Raw genomic sequence first — 18,727 nt, 5'->3', positions numbered from 1 at the left:
ACTCATTCTTTCATCCCTTGGTGTAGTTTAGCAAAATAAAAAACAGCCTACAACCCGCCCAGGGGGTTATAAGCTATTCTTATTTGGAATATATTTTCAATTTTCAGGAATACCTTTTCTCTATTTATGCAGACCGGCACACGTTCCTTTAGCCGATTCTGCTTCCGTTTTTCTTTTATCCCTCTCATATTCAGCTGCCATTCTCCAGCTTCAATTTTTCCCTTAAAAATCCCAGCAATTCCTCCATCAGCTCATCCGTCTCGTCATTCTTTCTTCTGATGTATCCGAAAACCACCTTATTCTTTTTGAATTCCAGCGGAATGCCTTTGTTTGCTGCCTTTTTATCATTGGAAAGATAACTGCCGCTGATATTGCAAAGTCCGGTCTCTTTCAGCATCTTTTCCATAATGTAGTCGCTGTTTGTAATAATGGAAACATTCAGATTTTCCCAGCTGAACACACTACGTTTTTCTTTCTCTCCCAATTCCAGAAACTCATCACGGAAGTTCTGGATAAATCGGAAGTTCTTCATCGCTTCCATATTTACGGTCTGTGCATTCTCTCTGTCAGCTGCTTCCTGATCCAATATATTCAACTTTCCCGGATAAAATGTCGCCGTACTTTCCTGCATAACGGTAAAAACCAGCTTGTTTTTCGCCAGCTCATACTGGAATTCCTTTTTTTGCTGTTCCATCACGTATACAAAGCCAATGTCTGAAAGGTAATCCCGCACACGTTCCATGACCGTGCGCACACCGGCTGTATAGATTTCAAAATGATAATCCTTGTCATAATTTTCCTTATAAAACTCCACAAACTGATTCGTAAACCAGGAACTGGGATTCAATGAAATCCGTAGATATTTTGCCATATTCCCATGGCTCATCTCTTCCAGTATCCGGGAATCATTTATAATCCTGCACGCATATCGGTATGCCTCCCGGCCTTTCGCCGTAAGCGCAATTCCCCTTGGCATACGCTCAAACAATACAATTCCCATTTCCTCCTCCAGCGCTTTGATTGCCTTGCTCACACTGGGCTGGGTTGTATAAAGCAGCTTGGCAGCCTCGCTGATAGAGCCAGTTTCAGCACACACTATAAAATATTTCAGTTGCTTCAGATCTAACATAGCTATTCCCTCTCTGGCGAAAGCTTCAGTCTTTTTACATCTGCTTTCGTTCTGTTTTTATGTTTCCTCATCTACATCCAGTGCAAATCTGCAAAAATCCCCTCCACTGACTGCAAGATCAATGTCACTCGTCCTTTTGAAATCTCCACGCGCCCTTGCCCCAAAGAGAATTATCAAGCCTCACTCCCACCAGATTTCTTTCTTCCACTTTACCATATCTTCCTATTAAGTCAAGCTGTGTACTTTCAATTTAAGCATGTTATAGTCATTTCCTATAGCCAGCTATCTTTATTCCATATTAGACAAGGCCAGATTTCTATGCTATCATTCAATTCATATTAATCCTAGTTGCTAAATAGGAAACAAAATAAGAGGAGGATACAATTATGAGAAAAAGCATCTTGACTTTAGGAATTGCAGCAGTATTAACAGGAGTTCTGGCAACATGCAGTATGGCTTATGCAGCTGATGACGAGCTTGCACAGATTCAGGAATCAGGAAAACTGAAAGTCGGTGTGGAAGGAACCTATCCTCCATACACCTATCATGACGACAACGGAGAGCTTACCGGATTTGACGTGGAGGTAGCAAAGGCAATTGCAGACAAGCTTGGTGTGGAAGCAGATTTCACAGAATCTGACTGGGATTCCCTTCTTGCAGGAATCGACAGTGGACGTCTTGATACAGTTATCAATGCAGTAAGTATCACACCTGAGCGTGAAGAGAAATACGATTTCGCAGGACCATATTTCTACATCACACAGCAGATCGTAGTAGCCAAGGACAATGATGATATCGTAGATATGGCTTCCCTGGATGGCAAAAAAGTAGCAAACACTGCCACAACCGCTTACCTTGATATTCTGGAAGACGCCGGTGCCTCTCTTGTACAGATCAGCACAGCAGACGAAGCGGTTTCCCTGATTGAATCCGGACGTGCCGATTTCACCACCTTCAATTCCGTTGTATTTAACGAGTATCTCCAACAGCACCCTGACGCAAATCTGAAGGTTGCATTTGAGATTCCAGATGTGGTTGATACCTATGCGGTTCCCATCAAAAAAGGGGAAACAGCTTTATATGATGCAGTTCAGAACGCTATTGACGAACTGAAAGAAGACGGAACTTTAAGCAAGCTTTCTGAGGATTACTTCGGCACAGACTTCACACAGCCACAGGATGAAAATGCAGCAAATACAGACACCGCTTCTGAGGATGCAACAACAGAAAGCACTGATGAAAACTAATTACTTTTCCACAGCTGTTGTCCAGAACAACAGACTATCATCCAACAATTGAAAGTAAAAGGAAACAATTATGAGTGAACGTTTAGCAGGGATTCTGGTATCTTCTTTCACCAGGATTCTCATACCCGGAATTAAAGTTACAATCCCCCTTACCTTATTATCCTTTGTTTTTGGCTGCATCATCGCCCTTTTTCTGGCCCTGGTACAGATTGCCAATGTAAAAGGACTGAAGCAGTTCGCAAGATTTTACATATGGGTCTTCCGCGGAACCCCACTTATTGTACAGCTTTTCATCATCTTCTTTGGCCTGCCGTCTGTCGGAATTATCCTGGACGCTTTTCCATCCGCTGTGATTGCCTTTGCCCTAAACCTTGGCGCTTACAACGCTGAGATTTTCCGATCTGCGATCCAGGCGGTACCAGAAGGACAGACAGAAGCTGCTTATATGGTGGGTCTGAGTTACCGCCAGACCATGACCAGGATTGTAATGCCCCAGGCATTCCGAATCGCTTTTCCACCACTATTTAACTCACTGATCGGACTTACCAAGGACACTTCCCTTGCCTCCAGTATCACAGTTGTGGAGCTGTTCACCACCGCACAGCAGATTGCCGCCAGAACCTACGAGCCCTTCGCCCTGTACTGCGAGGCTGCTGTTATTTACCTTATGATCTGTACCGTCCTTACATGGGTACAAAACTATTTTGAGAAAAAGCTGGTATGGAATGCTCCAGCACCAGTGAAAGGAGAATAATCATGTCTTATATTTCAAAAATCGACCCGGAAACAGCAGGCGAAAAAGAGAAAGAAGTAATCAGGGACCATCTTGCACAAGGATACAGGCTCACTAATGAAAAGCTTACTCTTCTCCATAATGCAGAAGCCTTTAAAGCCATTGAAGACAGCTCCTACTCCCTCGACCGGGAACTGCAGAGACTGATTGGAAAAAGAGCTGGTGACTTCTTTGAATATGCAATTTCCGAAGAAAATGACTGCCTGGTATGCAGTACTTATTTTAGAAAGCTTCTGAAAGATAATGGTATTGATTTCGACAATTTTCAATTTACAAAGAAGGAAGAATTACTTATTTCTTTTGGCCGCGCTCTTGCAAAAGATCCGAAAAACATTCCGGATGAAATCTATACTGAATTAAAAGAAGAATTCACAGAAGAAGAAATCGTAGTTATCACAGCTATGGGTGTGCTGATGGTTGCCAATAACTACTTTAATGATATTTTAAAGATCGAAGTATAATCAATGTCGCCTTCGGCAGCATCACCATATGTGAACAACTCGTATTTTATATCATTTACTACAGAAGAAAGACTTTTAAGCTTCTTCATAATACCCTGTTATCAATTACCAAATTTCTATATAAGAATGTGAGAAAAAAATATGCTGGAAGTAAAAAATATCCATAAAAAATTCGGATCAAACGAAGTATTAAAAGGTGTTGATTTCAAAGTTGAAAAAGGTTCTGTGATCGCAGTTCTAGGAAACAGCGGTTCTGGAAAGACAACCCTTCTCCGCTGTATCAGCTTTCTGGAGCAGGCAGATAAAGGAGAAATCACCTTCGATGATTTCCACAAAGATATCACTGCTGTTACCAGGAAAGAGATCCGGCAGTTACGAATGAAAATGGGCTTTGTCTTCCAGGGATACAATCTTTTCCGCAACAAAACAGCACTTGACAATGTACTGGAGGGTCTTACCATTGCCCGTAAGAATTCTCCGGAAGAAGCGAAGAAAAAAGCTATGGAAATGCTGGAAAAAGTAGGCATGGCAGACCGCGCCAGCTTCTATCCGGACCAGCTTTCCGGTGGTCAGCAGCAGCGTGTGGCTATCGCAAGAGCCATTGCCTACAATCCGGAAGTAGTTCTCTTTGATGAACCCACCTCCGCCCTTGACCCCAGACTTACCGGCGAGGTTCTGGATGTTATGAGAAAGCTTGCCGACGAAGGAACCACCATGGTCGTAGTCACCCACGAAATGGATTTTGCCAGAAAAGTTGCCAACTGGGTAGTCTACATGGAGGACGGTGTTATCGTAGAAGAGGGACCATCCAAAGAGTTCTTCTCACAGCCCAAGAGTGAGAAAACAATGGCATTCCTCCATATGACAAGTTCGGATTATGTGATTTGAATTTCCTGTAATTCTTTTATAAGTTTTCATCAAAGAAATCTCTTGCTATTTATAAATAGTATGAGATTTCTTTTGTTTATCACAAAAATACATTTGTATTCACTCTGCTCGCCAACCATCATCCAGATAACATTTATAATGCAAGCTATTATCATATATTATTTTAGGATACTCATATAGTCCAAAATCATCCATAATTTGCTTCACATACTCCTCTGCAATATTGGGATTCATATAAACAATTGAACTTCCACATTTCTTAATTTCAACTCTGCCTCTTGGATAAAAGTTGTATGAAACTTTTGAATTAGAAATCTCTTTCCACAAATATTTGTGAACATATGTATCGCCCGATTTTGAAACTGAGGATTGATATCTGTTTTTCTCGAAAGGAAAAGTAAGCAATTTATCCTCAATAAGCCAAAATACTCCCTTATGCGCCTGTACTTTATTACCAGTTTCAGACAAAAAACGGTTCATAAAACGTTTCTCCTGTATCAATACAATACGCACATAATGCATGTCCGGTAACACATCCGCAGTCAATATCAATCAAATTATTTCTTCTATATATTTTTCCAGATTCTGCTCCTGGAATTTTGAAAGTAGGAGTATGTCCAATAATATAGATATCCTCCTGATTCCACGATGCTGTAAAATCAGGTCTTCCAAATATAATTTCTTCAATCTGATAATTTAAATCATTTCCATTCTGTAAATTATCTGGCAAAGAATGAACAAGTATATAGTTTTGGTTATTTACTGTTATCCTTTCATAAACAGACAAGTCATTCAAATAATCTAATAAAAATTCCTGTTCTTCTTTTGGGAGCTTTTTAAATCCATTTATAGTAGTGGCACCACCATCTTCTATCCATAAATTATATTTATGCAAAAATTCTTCTGTAAGAGTAGATTCAATATTATCCTCGCTAATTTCCTGCATTAACTTTTGAAGAATACTCATCATAATAAATTCATGATTTCCTGCAAGTGGATAGATGTTCGGATAAGAAGCCATCAATCTCAGTACTCCGATTGGATCTGGTCCGCGATCTACCATATCTCCTAGAACAAATAATGTATCTGCTGAAGAAAACCCTATGTTCTTTAAAAGTGTCTTAAACTCCTTGTAACATCCATGGATATCTGATATCACATAATTCATGTAGTTTTATCCTTTTCAAATAAAAATTTAATAGTAAACAAATTTATCCACACAAACGGGATTTCCTTTTTTTAATCTTGCACCAAATACTTCCTCCATGTTCATTTCTTCAAACAATTTATCAGCCCCTATTCTTGCCGAAGGGTGTGTAATATTAATGAAACAATACTTCGCATGCTGTATGTCTTTGGCATTGAACCCAAGCCCAAGATTTTTAATTAGATTTTCGAAATAATATCTGCTACCACACACAAAAACTTTAATATGTTTCTGCTCACCTCCAAGCAATTCAATTTCTTTCAAGATATAATTTCTATAATAATATGCATAATTCAATAAAGTCCGTTCATCTGTACGACTTTCCCCACCTCGTTTATTTATATTCATATAAGCAGCATATTTCAAAAAATTATTATGTATCTCATCCTGAGTTGTTCCAGTCAAATATTTAGAAAGCGCTTTAGGTAATTTACGCGGAATTCCGCTTTTAAAAGTTTTATCTTTCCATTCATAAATCCATGGATTTACATTTCCCTTTTCCAACTCACTTGCAAAACATGGATAGCTATCTTTACTATTTGAACTTATTTTATCTGAATCATTTGCTTCCTTAAAAAGGAAAATATTTTGATAATCTCCGGGTTCAGGTTCAAAATTTTTCTTTCCACCATCTAGATTAAAAGCATTTTTCAAAACATATTCCCAATTCTCTGCTTTAGGAACATTCCCCATATCAACATCTTTTATAAACCATTCAGAAAAACATCCAGGAATCCCAAACTCCTTTAAAAGCTTAGTAAGTTTTCTTGGTGAAGGACAACTATATTCTCTTTCTTTTAATTTATTTACTTCTATACGTAATTCATTAACATCTTCTTCGTGTCTTTCATGCCACTCAATAAATAAATCTTTCAAATTCTTACACTTATCTTCATCCAACTTTTTTATTTCCATATTCTATTTTCCCCTTCCTATGTATCGCAGATATAAAAATGCTCTTATTTAAATATTCCTATATCTGCCACCTGATCTTTCCCAAAGTTCGTTTGAAGCTCCATCAATTTCTTTTCGAAGCTATTTTTAAATATAAGCATACTGTATGCATTAAGCAAGAATTCTATATTATATTCTCCTCTTAGAGTCCCACTTATCAATGCCAATACATCGTTTGTTCCGCTTAGAGACAAACTATAATACTCCAAGTCTAAATAACTACGCATTGGCAGAATTTCTTTCCATACAGATATCCCCACGCATTCATCCATTGAAATACCATAACCACGGCACTCCATATCACTTGTATCTCCATCTTTATAAATTCTTTTCTGAATTTCCCCACGCATTGAAAGATATCTTTCCGTATACTCTGTCTTGGGCAACTCTTGTTTTATTCTGCTCGCATTCCATGTACAAATTCCAGTCAGTACATATGGTTCTGCCTGTTTATAATGAGAGCACACTATATCTCCAGCATGAAACGGTGTTGGAAAATCAAACCACATTCCATCAAATGCAGCATTTATCTTTCTCTCCTGAACATTTTTAACCATACAATCCATACTCAACACAGCTCCAGAAGAGTTAATATAGCATTTTTCGTCTTGCCGTTCCCCTTCTTTGCACCCCCATTTGTGTTTGGTAATAACAGCTCTATCACACAATTCAGAATCAAATTCTTTTATACCATAAGCAACGCATTCATCATACTGATTAAATACTTTATACTCATAATGAATACCAGTATATTTTCTTTGATACATTTCGCAAGAATATATACTTTTTTCTGCTGTCTTAAACTTATTCAACAACTTTTTTTGCAACTTTATATAATCTATTAGAAATTTATGGAAATCTGGGATAGCCTCCATGTCAATTCGTTCCTGCATAGAGCAATTCGGCATAGTATTAATAATTTCTTCCCATGCCCCAAATTTTTCTTCTAAAGTTGCTGTTTCACAATACCAAACCAAAAATGCTGCTTCCTGCGTACTGAACTTATAATTTATTCTTTTCAAATAATTTCGAATAGAATTTGAAACTACAAATTTATAAATATCCATCAAGCTTCCCCGCTTTCCTGCATATCCCTATACGCTTCCCACAATCTTTTCATATCGTTCTTCATCTTCTCCCTCAATCGTTCTGGTTGAAGAATAATCACATCCGGGCCGTAGCTTTTGGCGAATTGCTCAGCAGCGCGTTCATTTACTTTTACACTTACTGACACATGAGTGTCTGTTTCGTCAGAAAAGACAACTTCTTTTCCAAACATATCGATCACATCAGAAAGCATTACCCTCGCAATTCGGAATTTTACAAACGAATTCTCGCCTGAATACATATAGATATGTTCTTTCATATAGTCTGCAAGATTCAAACGCTGATGTCCTGACTGTGTCAGGGATTCGAAGGGCTTACATTTCTCATCCAAAAGCTGAATATTTCGGATTCTGTCAATGCGATAATTGGAAATATCGTCATACTTATCATAGTTGCAGATCAAATAATATTTGCCTTGCTGTGCTGCCATCTGATATGGATTTACAATATATATTCTAATCGTTCCATCCTCTCTCTTTCTGGAATAAAGTTTCTTATCTGTGTGATATTCCACATATTCAAAAGAAACTTTCTGATTCTTACGAATAGCCTCATCCAATACACCAATATTATAGAACAGCTGCTTATTATCTGTGCGGTTCTCAGAAGGAGGATAAATGTACTGGGACTGGGATTTGAAATATACATTTGATAAAGATTCCAGCTTCTCAACCAGATCCTTTACCTGACGGTACGGTATGTGCCTGGAAAATAGCACACTATCAATCAGCAATCTCAGTTCTTCATCTGTAAATTTATGTTTCAGATAGAAATCTGTCCAAATCGCTTCTTCCTCTTCACATTCTCCTAAATAAGAAGAATCACTTCTATCAGTTTTTTTCCTGAGCACTTCCCTGCACTCAATCTCACAGTCATACTCCATCAGATTCAGAAGATTTCTTCGCACAGTTTTCCGATCAACTATCATTTCATATTCTTTGCGCAGAATTTCCAGTATCTCCTTTTGGCTTAGCCTGTGTTCTTCATCTGTATACTTCTGCAAAATATCCAGAATATAAAGAACTAATAATTTCTTGGAATATGCTGTACCCATTTTTCTCCTCCAATCAGCTCCAGAGCATGCCTTCAGTAAGCTCTATTATTAGTTAAATTATAATTATCGCCCAGAGCGAAAGCAAGCCTTATCTCATTAACACGCAAAGCCAATCACTCTTCTTTCTTCCCTTTCCATAAGGGGGATTTCAATATCTTCTGCCGTTATTGTAAAGAGTTCCGTATCCGTAATAGTAGAAATATCTTTTTTTAATAACCTTTCCGCCTGATTCATCTGCGCCTGCTCCAGCATGCTTCGTACATATCGCCCATTTCCGAAGTCATCTTTCTTTCCCATATATCTAAATACAGTCCGTAGTTTTCCCATAGCTTCCTGAGTAAACTCGATTCCCTTTTCTTTTCCCATAAGCTGTGCAATCTGACAAAGCTCCAATTCATTATAATCAGGAAACGAAACATGAAATGCTATTCTTGATCTGAGTCCTGGATTTTTCTGAATAAATTCTTCCATTTTTTCAGGATATCCAGCAAATATAACCACCAGTTCCTCTCGATGATTCTCCATCTCCTGTACAATTGTATTGATTGCTTCATCTCCATAGGAACCTGCCCGATTATCCAGAAGCGAATAAGCTTCATCAATAAATAATACACCACCTTTCGCTTCTTTAAATTTTTCTTTTACACATTTTGCTGTCCATCCTACATATTTTCCCACCAGATCAGATCTTCCAACTTCCACCAGATGTCCTCTGGAAAGTAAACCGTTATCCTGCATAATCTGAGCCAGCAGCCTTGCCACTGTAGTTTTCGCAGTTCCTGGATTTCCGGTAAATACCATATGCATAACAGGACGTCCTGTTTTTATTCCTTTTTCTCTATATATCTTCTGAAGTTTATTATAATTAAGAGCTTTCTCTATTACCGCTTTAATTTGGGTAATTCCCACCATTTTCTGCAATCTTTCATAGGCAGTGCCTTTCGGTATCGCCTTTATTTCCTCTGCCTTTATAGTTAAAACATCTTGGTACTGAGGATAAATCTCTGTTTTCAGCTTCTGGTCATACCAGGAATCAAAAATTCCTCTAAGCTCTGGTACCAAGTATCCTTTTCCTTCCTGTATCTTATTGGCAAGCTTTGCATCAGCAGATATTTGCTTTTCTTCTGCCAGATTCTCAAGAAACCGTTCAGCCTCTTTTTCTTTCACAAATTTCTCCTTTAATTCCACAATAGATACATTTGACAATTCTTCATAGAACAGTTCCTTCAACCGCTGGCATTCTCTTGGCAGGCAGATAATCGTCAGTACCTGATTACGATATTTTTTAAGCATTTTACAAATAAGCTGTATCTGCTCATTTAACTCTGTAGCATAGTCTGTTTCCTCACTATCCTCCATAAGAACCTTCACCACAACACTTCCACCGAAAGAAGCTTTATACAACAATTCATATGTCCCATCATTTAAAGTTCGGCTTGTTTCAACTTCAATACAACTAAATCTCCCACTTCTAATTCTCATTTGAGTATACAGGCTTCGCAGCAGATAAATCTGCATAATTCGCCTAGTACTCTCATCATCAGTTTCAATGATATAGTGAACAGGATGTCCCAATGCCGATTCATGGCCGCTTCCTGCAAATATTCTCTGTAATTCCAAATGGAAGGTATCACTCATCCAATATTTAGCCTCATTGCATCGCAGCAGATTGGCAGTGCCCTTCTTTACAATATATTCTTTATATTCCAAATACCGGACATAATCCCCCACAATCTCATCAAGCCCAAATTCCTCCAGAATTTCATTTGTATCCTGGATAAAATTCTGACTTTCAGCCTTACTTAGAAGTCCGTATAATTTCTTTAATGTTACTTCTGATATGACAATATCTGTCATTTGTATTCCCATATGCTGAGCATAGGAATCTACAATAGCCGATATTTTCTGCAAATCCGTCACAAACGCTCCCAACGTAATACTTCCTTCTGAAGTATCTGCAATAAATATATACGCATTTTTACCAAATCTGTTGTTAAATACCTCACTTCTATTTGCATACTTATGTTTCATCTCCGCAACAGCATTTCTATCATTCTCATCTTTGCACAGACTCTCCCCAATAATTCCCTCAATTCTATACGCTAACATAAGTATTCCTCCTATAGCTCCTTCACTTTTGCTTCTGTCCCATAGTATAACTCATGGCATGGGGCAAAAAAGGGACATGCCATTAAAATTTTTCCCAATCCCCTTATTTCTGAAATTTAATATGTTTCCGTTCTTCCATAAAGAGCATAAAAAATGTGCCTGAATAATATTTTTCAAGCACATTTTCGTTTATATTATTTAAAATTTTATGAATTGCTCTGTTTTCTCGCCGCAATAGCAAACATCGGCGTCGGATTATAAAATTCATCTCTTTCTTTATATACCCTTTTGCTAAGTCCAAGGTCAATGGAAATCTGTTCCATATCATTTTTCCCAAGCTCTTCCACATCCCAGGCGGGGCGGAGGTAGGAACTGATTGGAAGCTGGCGTTTGATGTCTTCGCATTCCTGCATCAGGGAATTTCCAAGCTGGTTGTGGGCATGGTTTTCCGGGAGATCGGAGGTTTCGGCGAAGTTTGTGGCGCCGTAGTTGGCATCAAAATTCAGGAGAAGTCCGCCTGGTTTTAATACTCTGGACCACTCTTTGTAAGCCTGGGCTGCTTCTGGTAAGGTCCAGGTCAGGTTTCGGGAAATGACTACGTCGAAGCTCTCGTCCTGGAAAGTTAAATGCTCCGCATCCATCACCTGGAAGTCGCATGTTACCTGCTCTTCTTTGGCAAGGATCCGGGAGTTTGTGATCATATCCGGAGTAAGGTCGGTGCCTGTTACCTGGTGTCCCTGTTTTGCAAGAAGGATTGTAAAGAAACCGGTTCCACAGCCCACATCCAGGATTTTAAGTTTACCATTACCAGTCTCTTTTTCCTTAATTTTTGCAACTGCATCTTTTCTTTCCTTGCTTTCATCCTCAATTTTTTTTTCAGGACTTAATGCCTTTTTAGGTAGGTATTTCTCAATTTCTTCCAGCCATCTCTTTGCCAGCGGACTATGTAACTCTGCCCTTCTCTGCTCCAGAAAGCTGTCGCTTCGCTTGGTCCAGTAGGCCGCAATCTTCTCTTTTCGGTCGTCTTCCTCATAACTGATCCGGCCATAAGCTACCATCGGACCATCCTTAATCACCTGCAGGGAACCAGTCTGATACAGGATTACTCCGTCCCCATAGGAGGTACAGGTTTCCAGAATATTATCCTCGTAATCCTTTACATAGCCAAGAATTTCTCCTTCTGTAAACAGGTCTCCTGCCTTCTTCTGGGGATACCAGAGTCCCGTATAAGAGGCGGATTGATACTGCACATCCGTTACGTTTAATGGATAATATTTCCGCATACTTCTATGTCCGTCATAAATACCGAGGAACCGTAAAATACTGCGTACATCACGCTTCATAGAACGCACTTCCTCTGTCTCCCAGGCTCCCATTCCGCCCCGTTCCAGAAGCACGGAAGGGATGCCGCAGGATGCTGCATAATTATAGCTTCCACCCGATGATACCTCCGATTTTACCATGTAAGGAACATCCACCTGTTCTGCCATCTGACGGGAAATTTTCATCACTTCCGGGGCTGCTTTACCTGCATAATACACATAGGGAGTCAGCTTCTCATAGTCATCACCACTGTGAAGATCAATATAAAAATCTGCCACCTTCTGTAACTCTTCAACTACTGCATACGCCAGTTTTTCGTATGTAGTACCTTCTTTTTTTCCTGGAAAAAGGCGGTTCAGATTCTCACCTGTCGCCCTGCAAAGAGAACCGTGCCGATTTTCAAATTCTTCTTTCGCCACTACCTTTACAATAATTACCGTTCCTGTCATTTTCTCAATTTTCAGGTCTCTTCCAAGCTCTACTGCACTCTGTATTCCCACATATTCACCAGCGTGGATACCAGCTGTAATGAGAGCTGTTTTACCTGGTTTTTCGCCCCTGACAATTGTTGCGGGAAGAGAAAATTCTCCATTTCCAATGGAAATAAAACCATGGACACGCTGCCCTGGTGCCGCACTTAAGCCACCTATATTTATTATTTCACTCATTATTTTTTCACCTCCAACATAAACATAGGTGTAGATCCATAATTCAGCTTCTCTTCTTCGCTCCACACCTGCTGCCATATATCCTCATTTACCTGAATCTGCGCTGCTCCAAGCGCTTCCAGTACCTTCACATCCCATCCCGGACGCTTGGTCTCCGACAACGGAACCTGCAGCGCAATTTTCTCCATTCGGTCAATATCTGTGCACAGATAATGGTCATCCAGGCTTCCTTTTTCCACATTTTTACGGTCGTTCTCGTAAGCCTCACGCTTCTTATCATCATAGAGATATCCATACCAGTTGGCATCAAAATTCAAAAGCTTTCCACCTTTTTTCAGCACCCGAAGCCACTCTTTATAAGCCATTTCCGGATGAGGCAGATTCCAGGTCAGGTTTCTGGAAATGATCACGTCAAAGCTCTCATCTTCAAACTCCAATGCCTGGGCATCCATTCTTTTAAATTCAATATTCCGGCTCTTTTCTCCGATAAATTTCGCTGCATTTTCTGCAGCCTTTTCCAACATTCCCGGAGTGTAATCTATGGCTGTTACATGATATCCTGCTTCCGCAAGGATCATAGGGAAAAAGCCTGGGCCAGTACCGATATCCAGAATTCTCAAGTGGTCCTTATATTTGTCTGTATGTTGTTTTTCGGAAAATTCTTCTTCGAAAACTTTTTTTTCCACAGAATTGTTTTCTGAATCCTCATTTTTCCCAGACCTTTTTCCAAAAAATCCGCGTTCCAGAGTCTCCAGCCATGCCCTTTTCTGCATCCCATTCAACTCTTTTTCATTCACCTCAGAATACCCCTCCGTCCGGGTACTCCAGTAACTCTCTATTTCATCCAGTAATTTATCCACTTGTAATTCCTCCGCATTTAACTCTAATGTTAAAATTTTATCAAAACCAGTTTTCTTCCGCAAGCCCCCCGGGGGGATGGAACTCTATATAAAAAAAGCAGACAAATCTGTATCTCTACAAACTCGCCTGCTCTCTTTTCTTTTTTCCTAAAAGGGAATTTCAACTATTACAAGTGCTTCTCCAACAATACCAGCTGCACATCCGGTATCCCGTTAAATTCTGTAGGCACAATCCCGATTCCCTTATATCCAAGCTTTTTATACAGCCCTCTTGCAGCGGCATTTCTTGCGTTAGAGCGTGTTTGAAAAAGGCTTTCTGCAAGATGTGCGTCACAATTTGTGGGAGATTTTGTCCTGATGAGGGCGTCGTAGCGGGCTACGCCAACCGAATTCGGGCAAAATATACCGCAAAGTGAGGCGTGCAGAGTGCGGGAATGATTTTTCAAACACGCTCTAGTATCCATCCGAAGTTCCGGACAGCCGTGGCTTAAAACGTAATCCTCATAGAACTTTACCAACTTCTTTCCATAGCCTTTTCCAGAAGCGGAGGGGGAAACTATCAGAGTGTGAAGACGCAAACCTCCTCATCCCTGGCTGCGAATTCCCAATCGCCTTCTGCATAAGAATCCACCTGCGCTTTATTGATTCTGGCCGCTCCCAGGAGCTTACCTGCATCCTCCAGAACAAACAAGTCCTTGGCATCTAATGCGGCCTGTGCCGTAGCTCTTGTAGGATACACACCACGGATTCAGCCAATGGTCTGCTGACCTGTTTCTTCTGCCGTATGAATGTCATTGTAAAGCTGTTCCACTGATACAAGGTCAGCCTGTGTTCCCTTTCGAATTATCATTTTCTGTCCCTCGCCTTATGCAAAATATAATTGTTTTTCTTCGTCTCGTAAAAATCCCTATCTGCTTCTTTGTAATACTGTTCATAACTGTCAGGCTACTGGATATATCTGGGATTTCATGATCATACTGGCTGTATTTTTTCAGCCGCAATTTCATCAATTCTCACAAGCTCTTCCTCCGTAAATGGTGCACAGTGGATTGCTTTTATGTTATCAAGGATCTGCTGTGGTCGTGATGCTCCAATGAGTACACTGGTCACCTCCTGCTGTGCAAGCAGCCAGCCAAGAGCCATCTCCGAAAGCTTCTCGCCACGCCCTGCAGCCATATCATTCAGCTCCCGGATCTGTAGCACACGCTCTGGAGTCAGATTGCTTTCCTTCAAAAATCTGCCATCGGTACGAATTCTGCTGTCCTCCGGAATGCCATTAAGATAGCGGTCTGTAAGCTGTCCCTGTGCAAGAGGACTGAAAGTGATCAGACCTTTTTTCAGAATTCCTGTGGTCTTTTTTAGTCCATTTTTCTCCACAGTTCTGTCAAAAATAGAATAACGATTCTGATTAATTACAAAAGGACAATGCATTTCATGCAAAATCGACGTTGCCTGTGAAAGTGTTTTTCCATCGTAATTGGAAAGTCCCACATACAGGGCTTTTCCGCTCTGCACTGCACTGGCCAGCGCTCCCATGGACTCTTCCAGAGGGGTCTCCGGATCCATTCTATGATGGTAAAAAATATCCACATATTCCAGTCCCATACGCTTCAGGCTCTGGTCAAGACTTGCCAGAAGATACTTGCGGCTGCCCCAGTTTCCATAAGGACCATCCCACATTTCATATCCTGCCTTGGTAGTAATGATCAGTTCGTCCCTGTATTTTCCCAGGTCTTCTTTCAGAATCCTGCCGAAATTAATCTCTGCACTCCCCGGCTCCGGTCCATAATTATTCGCCAGATCGAACTGTGTGATTCCGTTGTCAAAAGCTGTAAAACACAGCTGTCTCATATTCTCAAATTTAGACGTATCTCCAAAATTATGCCATAGTCCAAGTGACACCTTCGGCAGCATAAGTCCGCTGTCACCACAACGGTTGTATTCCATTGTGGTGTAACGTTCCTTTGAAGCAATGTACATAATAAAAACCTCCCTGAAAACGATAATTAGTTTTAGTATACTACCCGGAAAATAATTTGTCATTGGAAAATATGACTGTTTATGGTATTACTGTTCGGAACGTGTTACTGTTCACTGGTAATATTCCGCGAGGTGTTTTTGAGAACAAAGTTCACAGAAAACCCGAGAATTAAGTTTGCGCAGCAAACGCTACTTCTTGTGCTTGTCACAAGAAGGTTCGTCTTTCTGTGCATTGCGAAGCGCGTTACTGGTCACGGAGTGAACAGTAACCGGAACGTTACCAATAAGCAATAACAAACAACTGGCAGATTGTTGACTACAAATCGCAACACAGAATTGAACAGCAGGGATTATTTCAAAAAAATAATTGCCCCAAACGGTAAACTATGGTATTCTATAGGTATTATACTTGTACTGCTACACAAGCAAGAAATTGAGGTGATTTATCGTGAAATCTAATGAATCTGCTGAGAACTATCTGGAGACCATTCTTATTCTCAGCAAAAAGAAACCTGTTGTGCGTTCCGTTGATATTGCTGATGAACTTGGATTTAAGAAGTCAAGCGTCAGTGTTGCTATGAAGAACCTTCGTGAAAAGAACCATATCACTGTCACTCCAGAAGGATATATTTATCTTACCGAATCCGGACAGAAGATTGCAGATATGATTTATGAGCGACATGAATTTTTATCCTCTTGGCTGATCAGTCTGGGTGTTGATCCGGAAACTGCAACCTCCGATGCATGCCGTATCGAACATGTCATCAGTCCAGAGAGCTTTACCGCTATCAAGGAGCATCTCTCTCCTGGTAAATAAATTATACGCATTGCGTTTTTGCATTGCATTTTCTTACAATTACAGAAGCTCATTGACTGCTGTACGCAGCAATCATAAAGACCTGTACTCCAGATAAAACCAATGACAAGGTTCCATCATTGTAGAATTTTATCCGGATACAGGTCTTTTTTATTTATATACTTTTCCTTATTTCACCAGATAATATCTGGCAGAAAATGGTCCCATTTTAAATACTGCTTTTCCGCCTGTAATTACCTTTTCTTTTTTCGTGTAGCGCTTTTTACCGCCATATTTCACCATATCACTTGCAAGGAGAAGCTCATATCCGGCATAATCTTTTTCCAAAGTGTATTCCTGGATTTCGTCGGAGAAATTGAACACAGCCAAAATTTTCTGATCCCCACTGATTCTTTCAAACAGATACATGCACTTCTGCTCCTGATGGCAATCCACCCATGAGAAACCATCCTGGCTGAAATCTCTCTGGGAAAAAGCACTGTTCTTCAGATAGCATTGGTTCAGATCTGCCATGAATTTATGAAATGCTTCATGAACAGGGAATTTCAGCAAAATCCAGTCCAACTCATCCTTTTCGCACCATTCTTTCAGCTGTGCCAGCTCATTTCCCATGAAATTCAGCTTTGCACCCGGGTGCGCATACATATACATATAGAAAGCTCTTGCCTGTGGAAATTTCCCATCATAACCACCGTTCATCTTCTGGGCGATGGTTGCCTTTCCGTGGACAACCTCATCATGGGACAGCGGCAGGATATAGCGCTCATTGTAAAAATACATCATAGAGAATGTCAGCTTGTGATATTTTTCCTGTCTTTCTTTTGCATCTGCCTGAAAATAAGACAGAGTATCATGCATCCATCCAAGATCCCATTTGTAATCAAATCCAAGTCCGCCCTCCCATACCGGCTTTGTCACACCCTGATATGGAGTGGAATCCTCGGCAAAAAGGAGGCAGTCAGGGATTCTTTCCTTTAAGCCCTGATTCATGGTACGGATAAATTTCAGAGCTGCCAGGTTTTCTCCACGGCTTGCGTCCCCCTGCCAGTAAATCAGATTTCCTACTGCGTCCATACGAAGGCCATCGAAATGGAATTCATTCATCCAGTAATAGGCAGAGGACTGCAGAAAACTGCAAACTTCTCCTCTGGAATGCATAAAATTGCAGCTTCCCCATTCGTTGCGGCCAACTGCCATGTTTGGATATTCATAAAGGGCTGTTCCGTCATATTCTGCCAACGCATAATCATTCACTGCAAAATGCACTGGAACAAAATCCAGAATGACCCCAATTCCAGCCTGGTGGCACTGGTCTACAAATGCTTTCAATTCTTCCGGCTTTCCATAGCGGGAGGTTGGACTAAAATATCCTGTATCCTGATACCCCCAGGATTCGTCACATGGGTACTCACAGAGAGGCATGATCTCCACATAATTATAGCCGTGTTCCTTCAAATAGGTGATAAGGATCGGTGCCAGTTCCTCATAGGTGTACCAGTCTTCCTGTCCTTCGCCTCGTTTTTTCCAGGAGCCAAAATGCATTTCATAAATGTTTACTGGTTTGTCGTAGCTTGCTTTGCGGTTTTTCAGCCATTTGCTGTCGCCAAATTCATAACCGCCAAGAGCATAGGTCTTTGAAGCAGTGCCTGGACGCATCTCGCTATAAAAAGCATAGGGGTCTGCGTGGTCCACGAAGGAGCCGTCCTGACGGTAAATTCTGTATTTATACATCAGGTCAGAGCCTACATTATTCATGGTGCATTCCCAGAAATTGCCATCATGAACGCGGTTCATAGGAGTCTCTGTCCAGCCGTTGAACTCACCAATTACAGATACTCGCTGCGCTGCCGGGGCAAATGTACGGAAGGTGGTTCCGCCATCCCATACGTGAGCACCAAGGTACTGATATGCTTCAAATTCTTTTCCTGTATAAAAGTTGTAAAAATCCATGTTTTTGCTCTCCCATTCATTATAAAAAGATATTAGACAGTAGTTGTTTTTCTCTGTATAATAAGTATAATTGTGTAAATGAAAAATTGCTACCGACGAAAAACGACATTAGTTGGATTTCCAACGTTTTTTGAAATGTGTCGGATTTTTTTATAACCTATTTAGTGTGTTGAAAGTTGT

General features: G+C 40.4%; 17 protein-coding genes and 2 pseudogenes. 5 read left to right on the top strand and 14 right to left on the bottom strand.

What is annotated here, in order from left to right; all coding sequences use genetic code 11:
• Window positions 1-190 precede the first annotated feature (190 nt).
• Together PGQ38_RS08600 and PGQ38_RS19885 are read right to left on the bottom strand one after the other, a co-directional pair.
• Complete coding sequence (locus PGQ38_RS08600) at window positions 191-1,129, bottom strand: LysR family transcriptional regulator (RefSeq protein ID WP_148461105.1); 939 nt, start codon at window positions 1,127-1,129, stop codon at window positions 191-193.
• Window positions 1,130-1,189: 60 nt separating this feature from the next.
• Window positions 1,190-1,303 (bottom strand): annotated as a pseudogene (locus PGQ38_RS19885) (nucleotidyltransferase domain-containing protein); the annotation flags it as partial.
• Window positions 1,304-1,515: 212 nt separating this feature from the next.
• On the opposite strand from PGQ38_RS19885, the gene PGQ38_RS08590 reads away from it, so the two are divergent.
• From PGQ38_RS08590 to PGQ38_RS08575, 4 genes are all read left to right on the top strand, one after another.
• Window positions 1,516-2,376 (top strand): transporter substrate-binding domain-containing protein, encoded by an 861-nt coding sequence (locus tag PGQ38_RS08590; protein WP_195991826.1) that lies wholly within the window; start codon window positions 1,516-1,518, stop codon window positions 2,374-2,376.
• 70 nt (window positions 2,377-2,446) lie between these two features.
• Window positions 2,447-3,130: an amino acid ABC transporter permease gene (locus PGQ38_RS08585; RefSeq protein WP_148461103.1), complete on the top strand. Its 684-nt coding sequence runs from the start codon at window positions 2,447-2,449 to the stop codon at window positions 3,128-3,130.
• Between the two features lie 2 nt (window positions 3,131-3,132).
• Window positions 3,133-3,630, top strand: a complete 498-nt coding sequence (locus PGQ38_RS08580; RefSeq protein WP_195991824.1) for a carboxymuconolactone decarboxylase family protein — start codon at window positions 3,133-3,135, stop codon at window positions 3,628-3,630.
• Between the two features lie 141 nt (window positions 3,631-3,771).
• Window positions 3,772-4,518: an amino acid ABC transporter ATP-binding protein gene (locus PGQ38_RS08575; RefSeq protein WP_204452681.1), complete on the top strand. Its 747-nt coding sequence runs from the start codon at window positions 3,772-3,774 to the stop codon at window positions 4,516-4,518.
• A 99-nt stretch (window positions 4,519-4,617) separates the two neighbouring features.
• Here the strand turns inward: PGQ38_RS08575 and PGQ38_RS08570 are convergent, their stop codons facing one another.
• From PGQ38_RS08570 to PGQ38_RS08520, 11 genes and pseudogenes are all read right to left on the bottom strand, one after another.
• Window positions 4,618-4,998 (bottom strand): hypothetical protein, encoded by a 381-nt coding sequence (locus PGQ38_RS08570; RefSeq protein ID WP_195700399.1) that lies wholly within the window; start codon window positions 4,996-4,998, stop codon window positions 4,618-4,620.
• On the bottom strand, window positions 4,979-5,686 hold the full coding sequence (locus PGQ38_RS08565; RefSeq protein ID WP_195700398.1) for a metallophosphoesterase: 708 nt from the start codon (window positions 5,684-5,686) through the stop codon (window positions 4,979-4,981). Before PGQ38_RS08565 ends, PGQ38_RS08570 begins: the two co-directional genes overlap by 20 nt.
• A 27-nt stretch (window positions 5,687-5,713) precedes the next feature.
• On the bottom strand, window positions 5,714-6,640 hold the full coding sequence (locus PGQ38_RS08560; protein ID WP_204452679.1) for a hypothetical protein: 927 nt from the start codon (window positions 6,638-6,640) through the stop codon (window positions 5,714-5,716).
• Between the two features lie 44 nt (window positions 6,641-6,684).
• Window positions 6,685-7,746 carry a hypothetical protein gene (locus PGQ38_RS08555; RefSeq protein ID WP_204452678.1) on the bottom strand — a complete coding sequence of 354 codons (1,062 nt, stop codon included), beginning with the start codon at window positions 7,744-7,746 and terminating at the stop codon, window positions 6,685-6,687.
• Window positions 7,746-8,840 carry a helix-turn-helix transcriptional regulator gene (locus PGQ38_RS08550; RefSeq protein ID WP_195700395.1) on the bottom strand — a complete coding sequence of 365 codons (1,095 nt, stop codon included), beginning with the start codon at window positions 8,838-8,840 and terminating at the stop codon, window positions 7,746-7,748. The genes PGQ38_RS08555 and PGQ38_RS08550 overlap by 1 nt, the downstream gene beginning before the upstream one ends.
• 96 nt (window positions 8,841-8,936) lie before the next feature.
• Entirely contained in the window at window positions 8,937-10,949 is a 2,013-nt protein-coding gene (locus PGQ38_RS08545) for an AAA family ATPase (protein WP_204452676.1), read from the bottom strand.
• A gap of 206 nt (window positions 10,950-11,155) precedes the next feature.
• Window positions 11,156-12,940, bottom strand: coding sequence for a methyltransferase domain-containing protein (locus tag PGQ38_RS08540; RefSeq protein ID WP_204452674.1), 1,785 nt, complete (start codon window positions 12,938-12,940; stop codon window positions 11,156-11,158).
• Complete coding sequence (locus PGQ38_RS08535; protein WP_226854648.1) at window positions 12,940-13,800, bottom strand: class I SAM-dependent methyltransferase; 861 nt, start codon at window positions 13,798-13,800, stop codon at window positions 12,940-12,942. Before PGQ38_RS08535 ends, PGQ38_RS08540 begins: the two co-directional genes overlap by 1 nt.
• A 344-nt stretch (window positions 13,801-14,144) precedes the next feature.
• Window positions 14,145-14,318, bottom strand: a pseudogene (locus tag PGQ38_RS20565) (DUF6783 domain-containing protein); the annotation flags it as partial.
• A 41-nt stretch (window positions 14,319-14,359) separates the two neighbouring features.
• Complete coding sequence (locus tag PGQ38_RS08525) at window positions 14,360-14,539, bottom strand: hypothetical protein (RefSeq protein ID WP_270431330.1); 180 nt, start codon at window positions 14,537-14,539, stop codon at window positions 14,360-14,362.
• A 233-nt stretch (window positions 14,540-14,772) separates the two neighbouring features.
• The gene (locus PGQ38_RS08520; protein ID WP_207758496.1) at window positions 14,773-15,780 is read right to left on the bottom strand and encodes an aldo/keto reductase; all 1,008 of its coding nucleotides are present in this window, start codon (window positions 15,778-15,780) and stop codon (window positions 14,773-14,775) included.
• A 448-nt stretch (window positions 15,781-16,228) separates the two neighbouring features.
• Here PGQ38_RS08520 and PGQ38_RS08515 point away from each other — a divergent pair, with 448 nt between their 5' ends.
• Window positions 16,229-16,597, top strand: a complete 369-nt coding sequence (locus PGQ38_RS08515; RefSeq protein WP_118578152.1) for a metal-dependent transcriptional regulator — start codon at window positions 16,229-16,231, stop codon at window positions 16,595-16,597.
• A 168-nt stretch (window positions 16,598-16,765) separates the two neighbouring features.
• On the opposite strand, the gene glgB is transcribed toward PGQ38_RS08515, so the two are convergent.
• Window positions 16,766-18,547, bottom strand: coding sequence for a 1,4-alpha-glucan branching protein GlgB (gene glgB, locus PGQ38_RS08510; RefSeq protein ID WP_187565079.1), 1,782 nt, complete (start codon window positions 18,545-18,547; stop codon window positions 16,766-16,768).
• Window positions 18,548-18,727: the final 180 nt, after the last annotated feature.

The sequence above is a fragment of the Blautia faecis genome (assembly GCF_027662325.1).
Lineage (GTDB): Bacteria > Bacillota > Clostridia > Lachnospirales > Lachnospiraceae > Blautia_A > Blautia_A faecis.
Note: the sequence above shows the minus strand (reverse complement) of the source record. Positions and strands in the feature narration are given on the sequence as shown.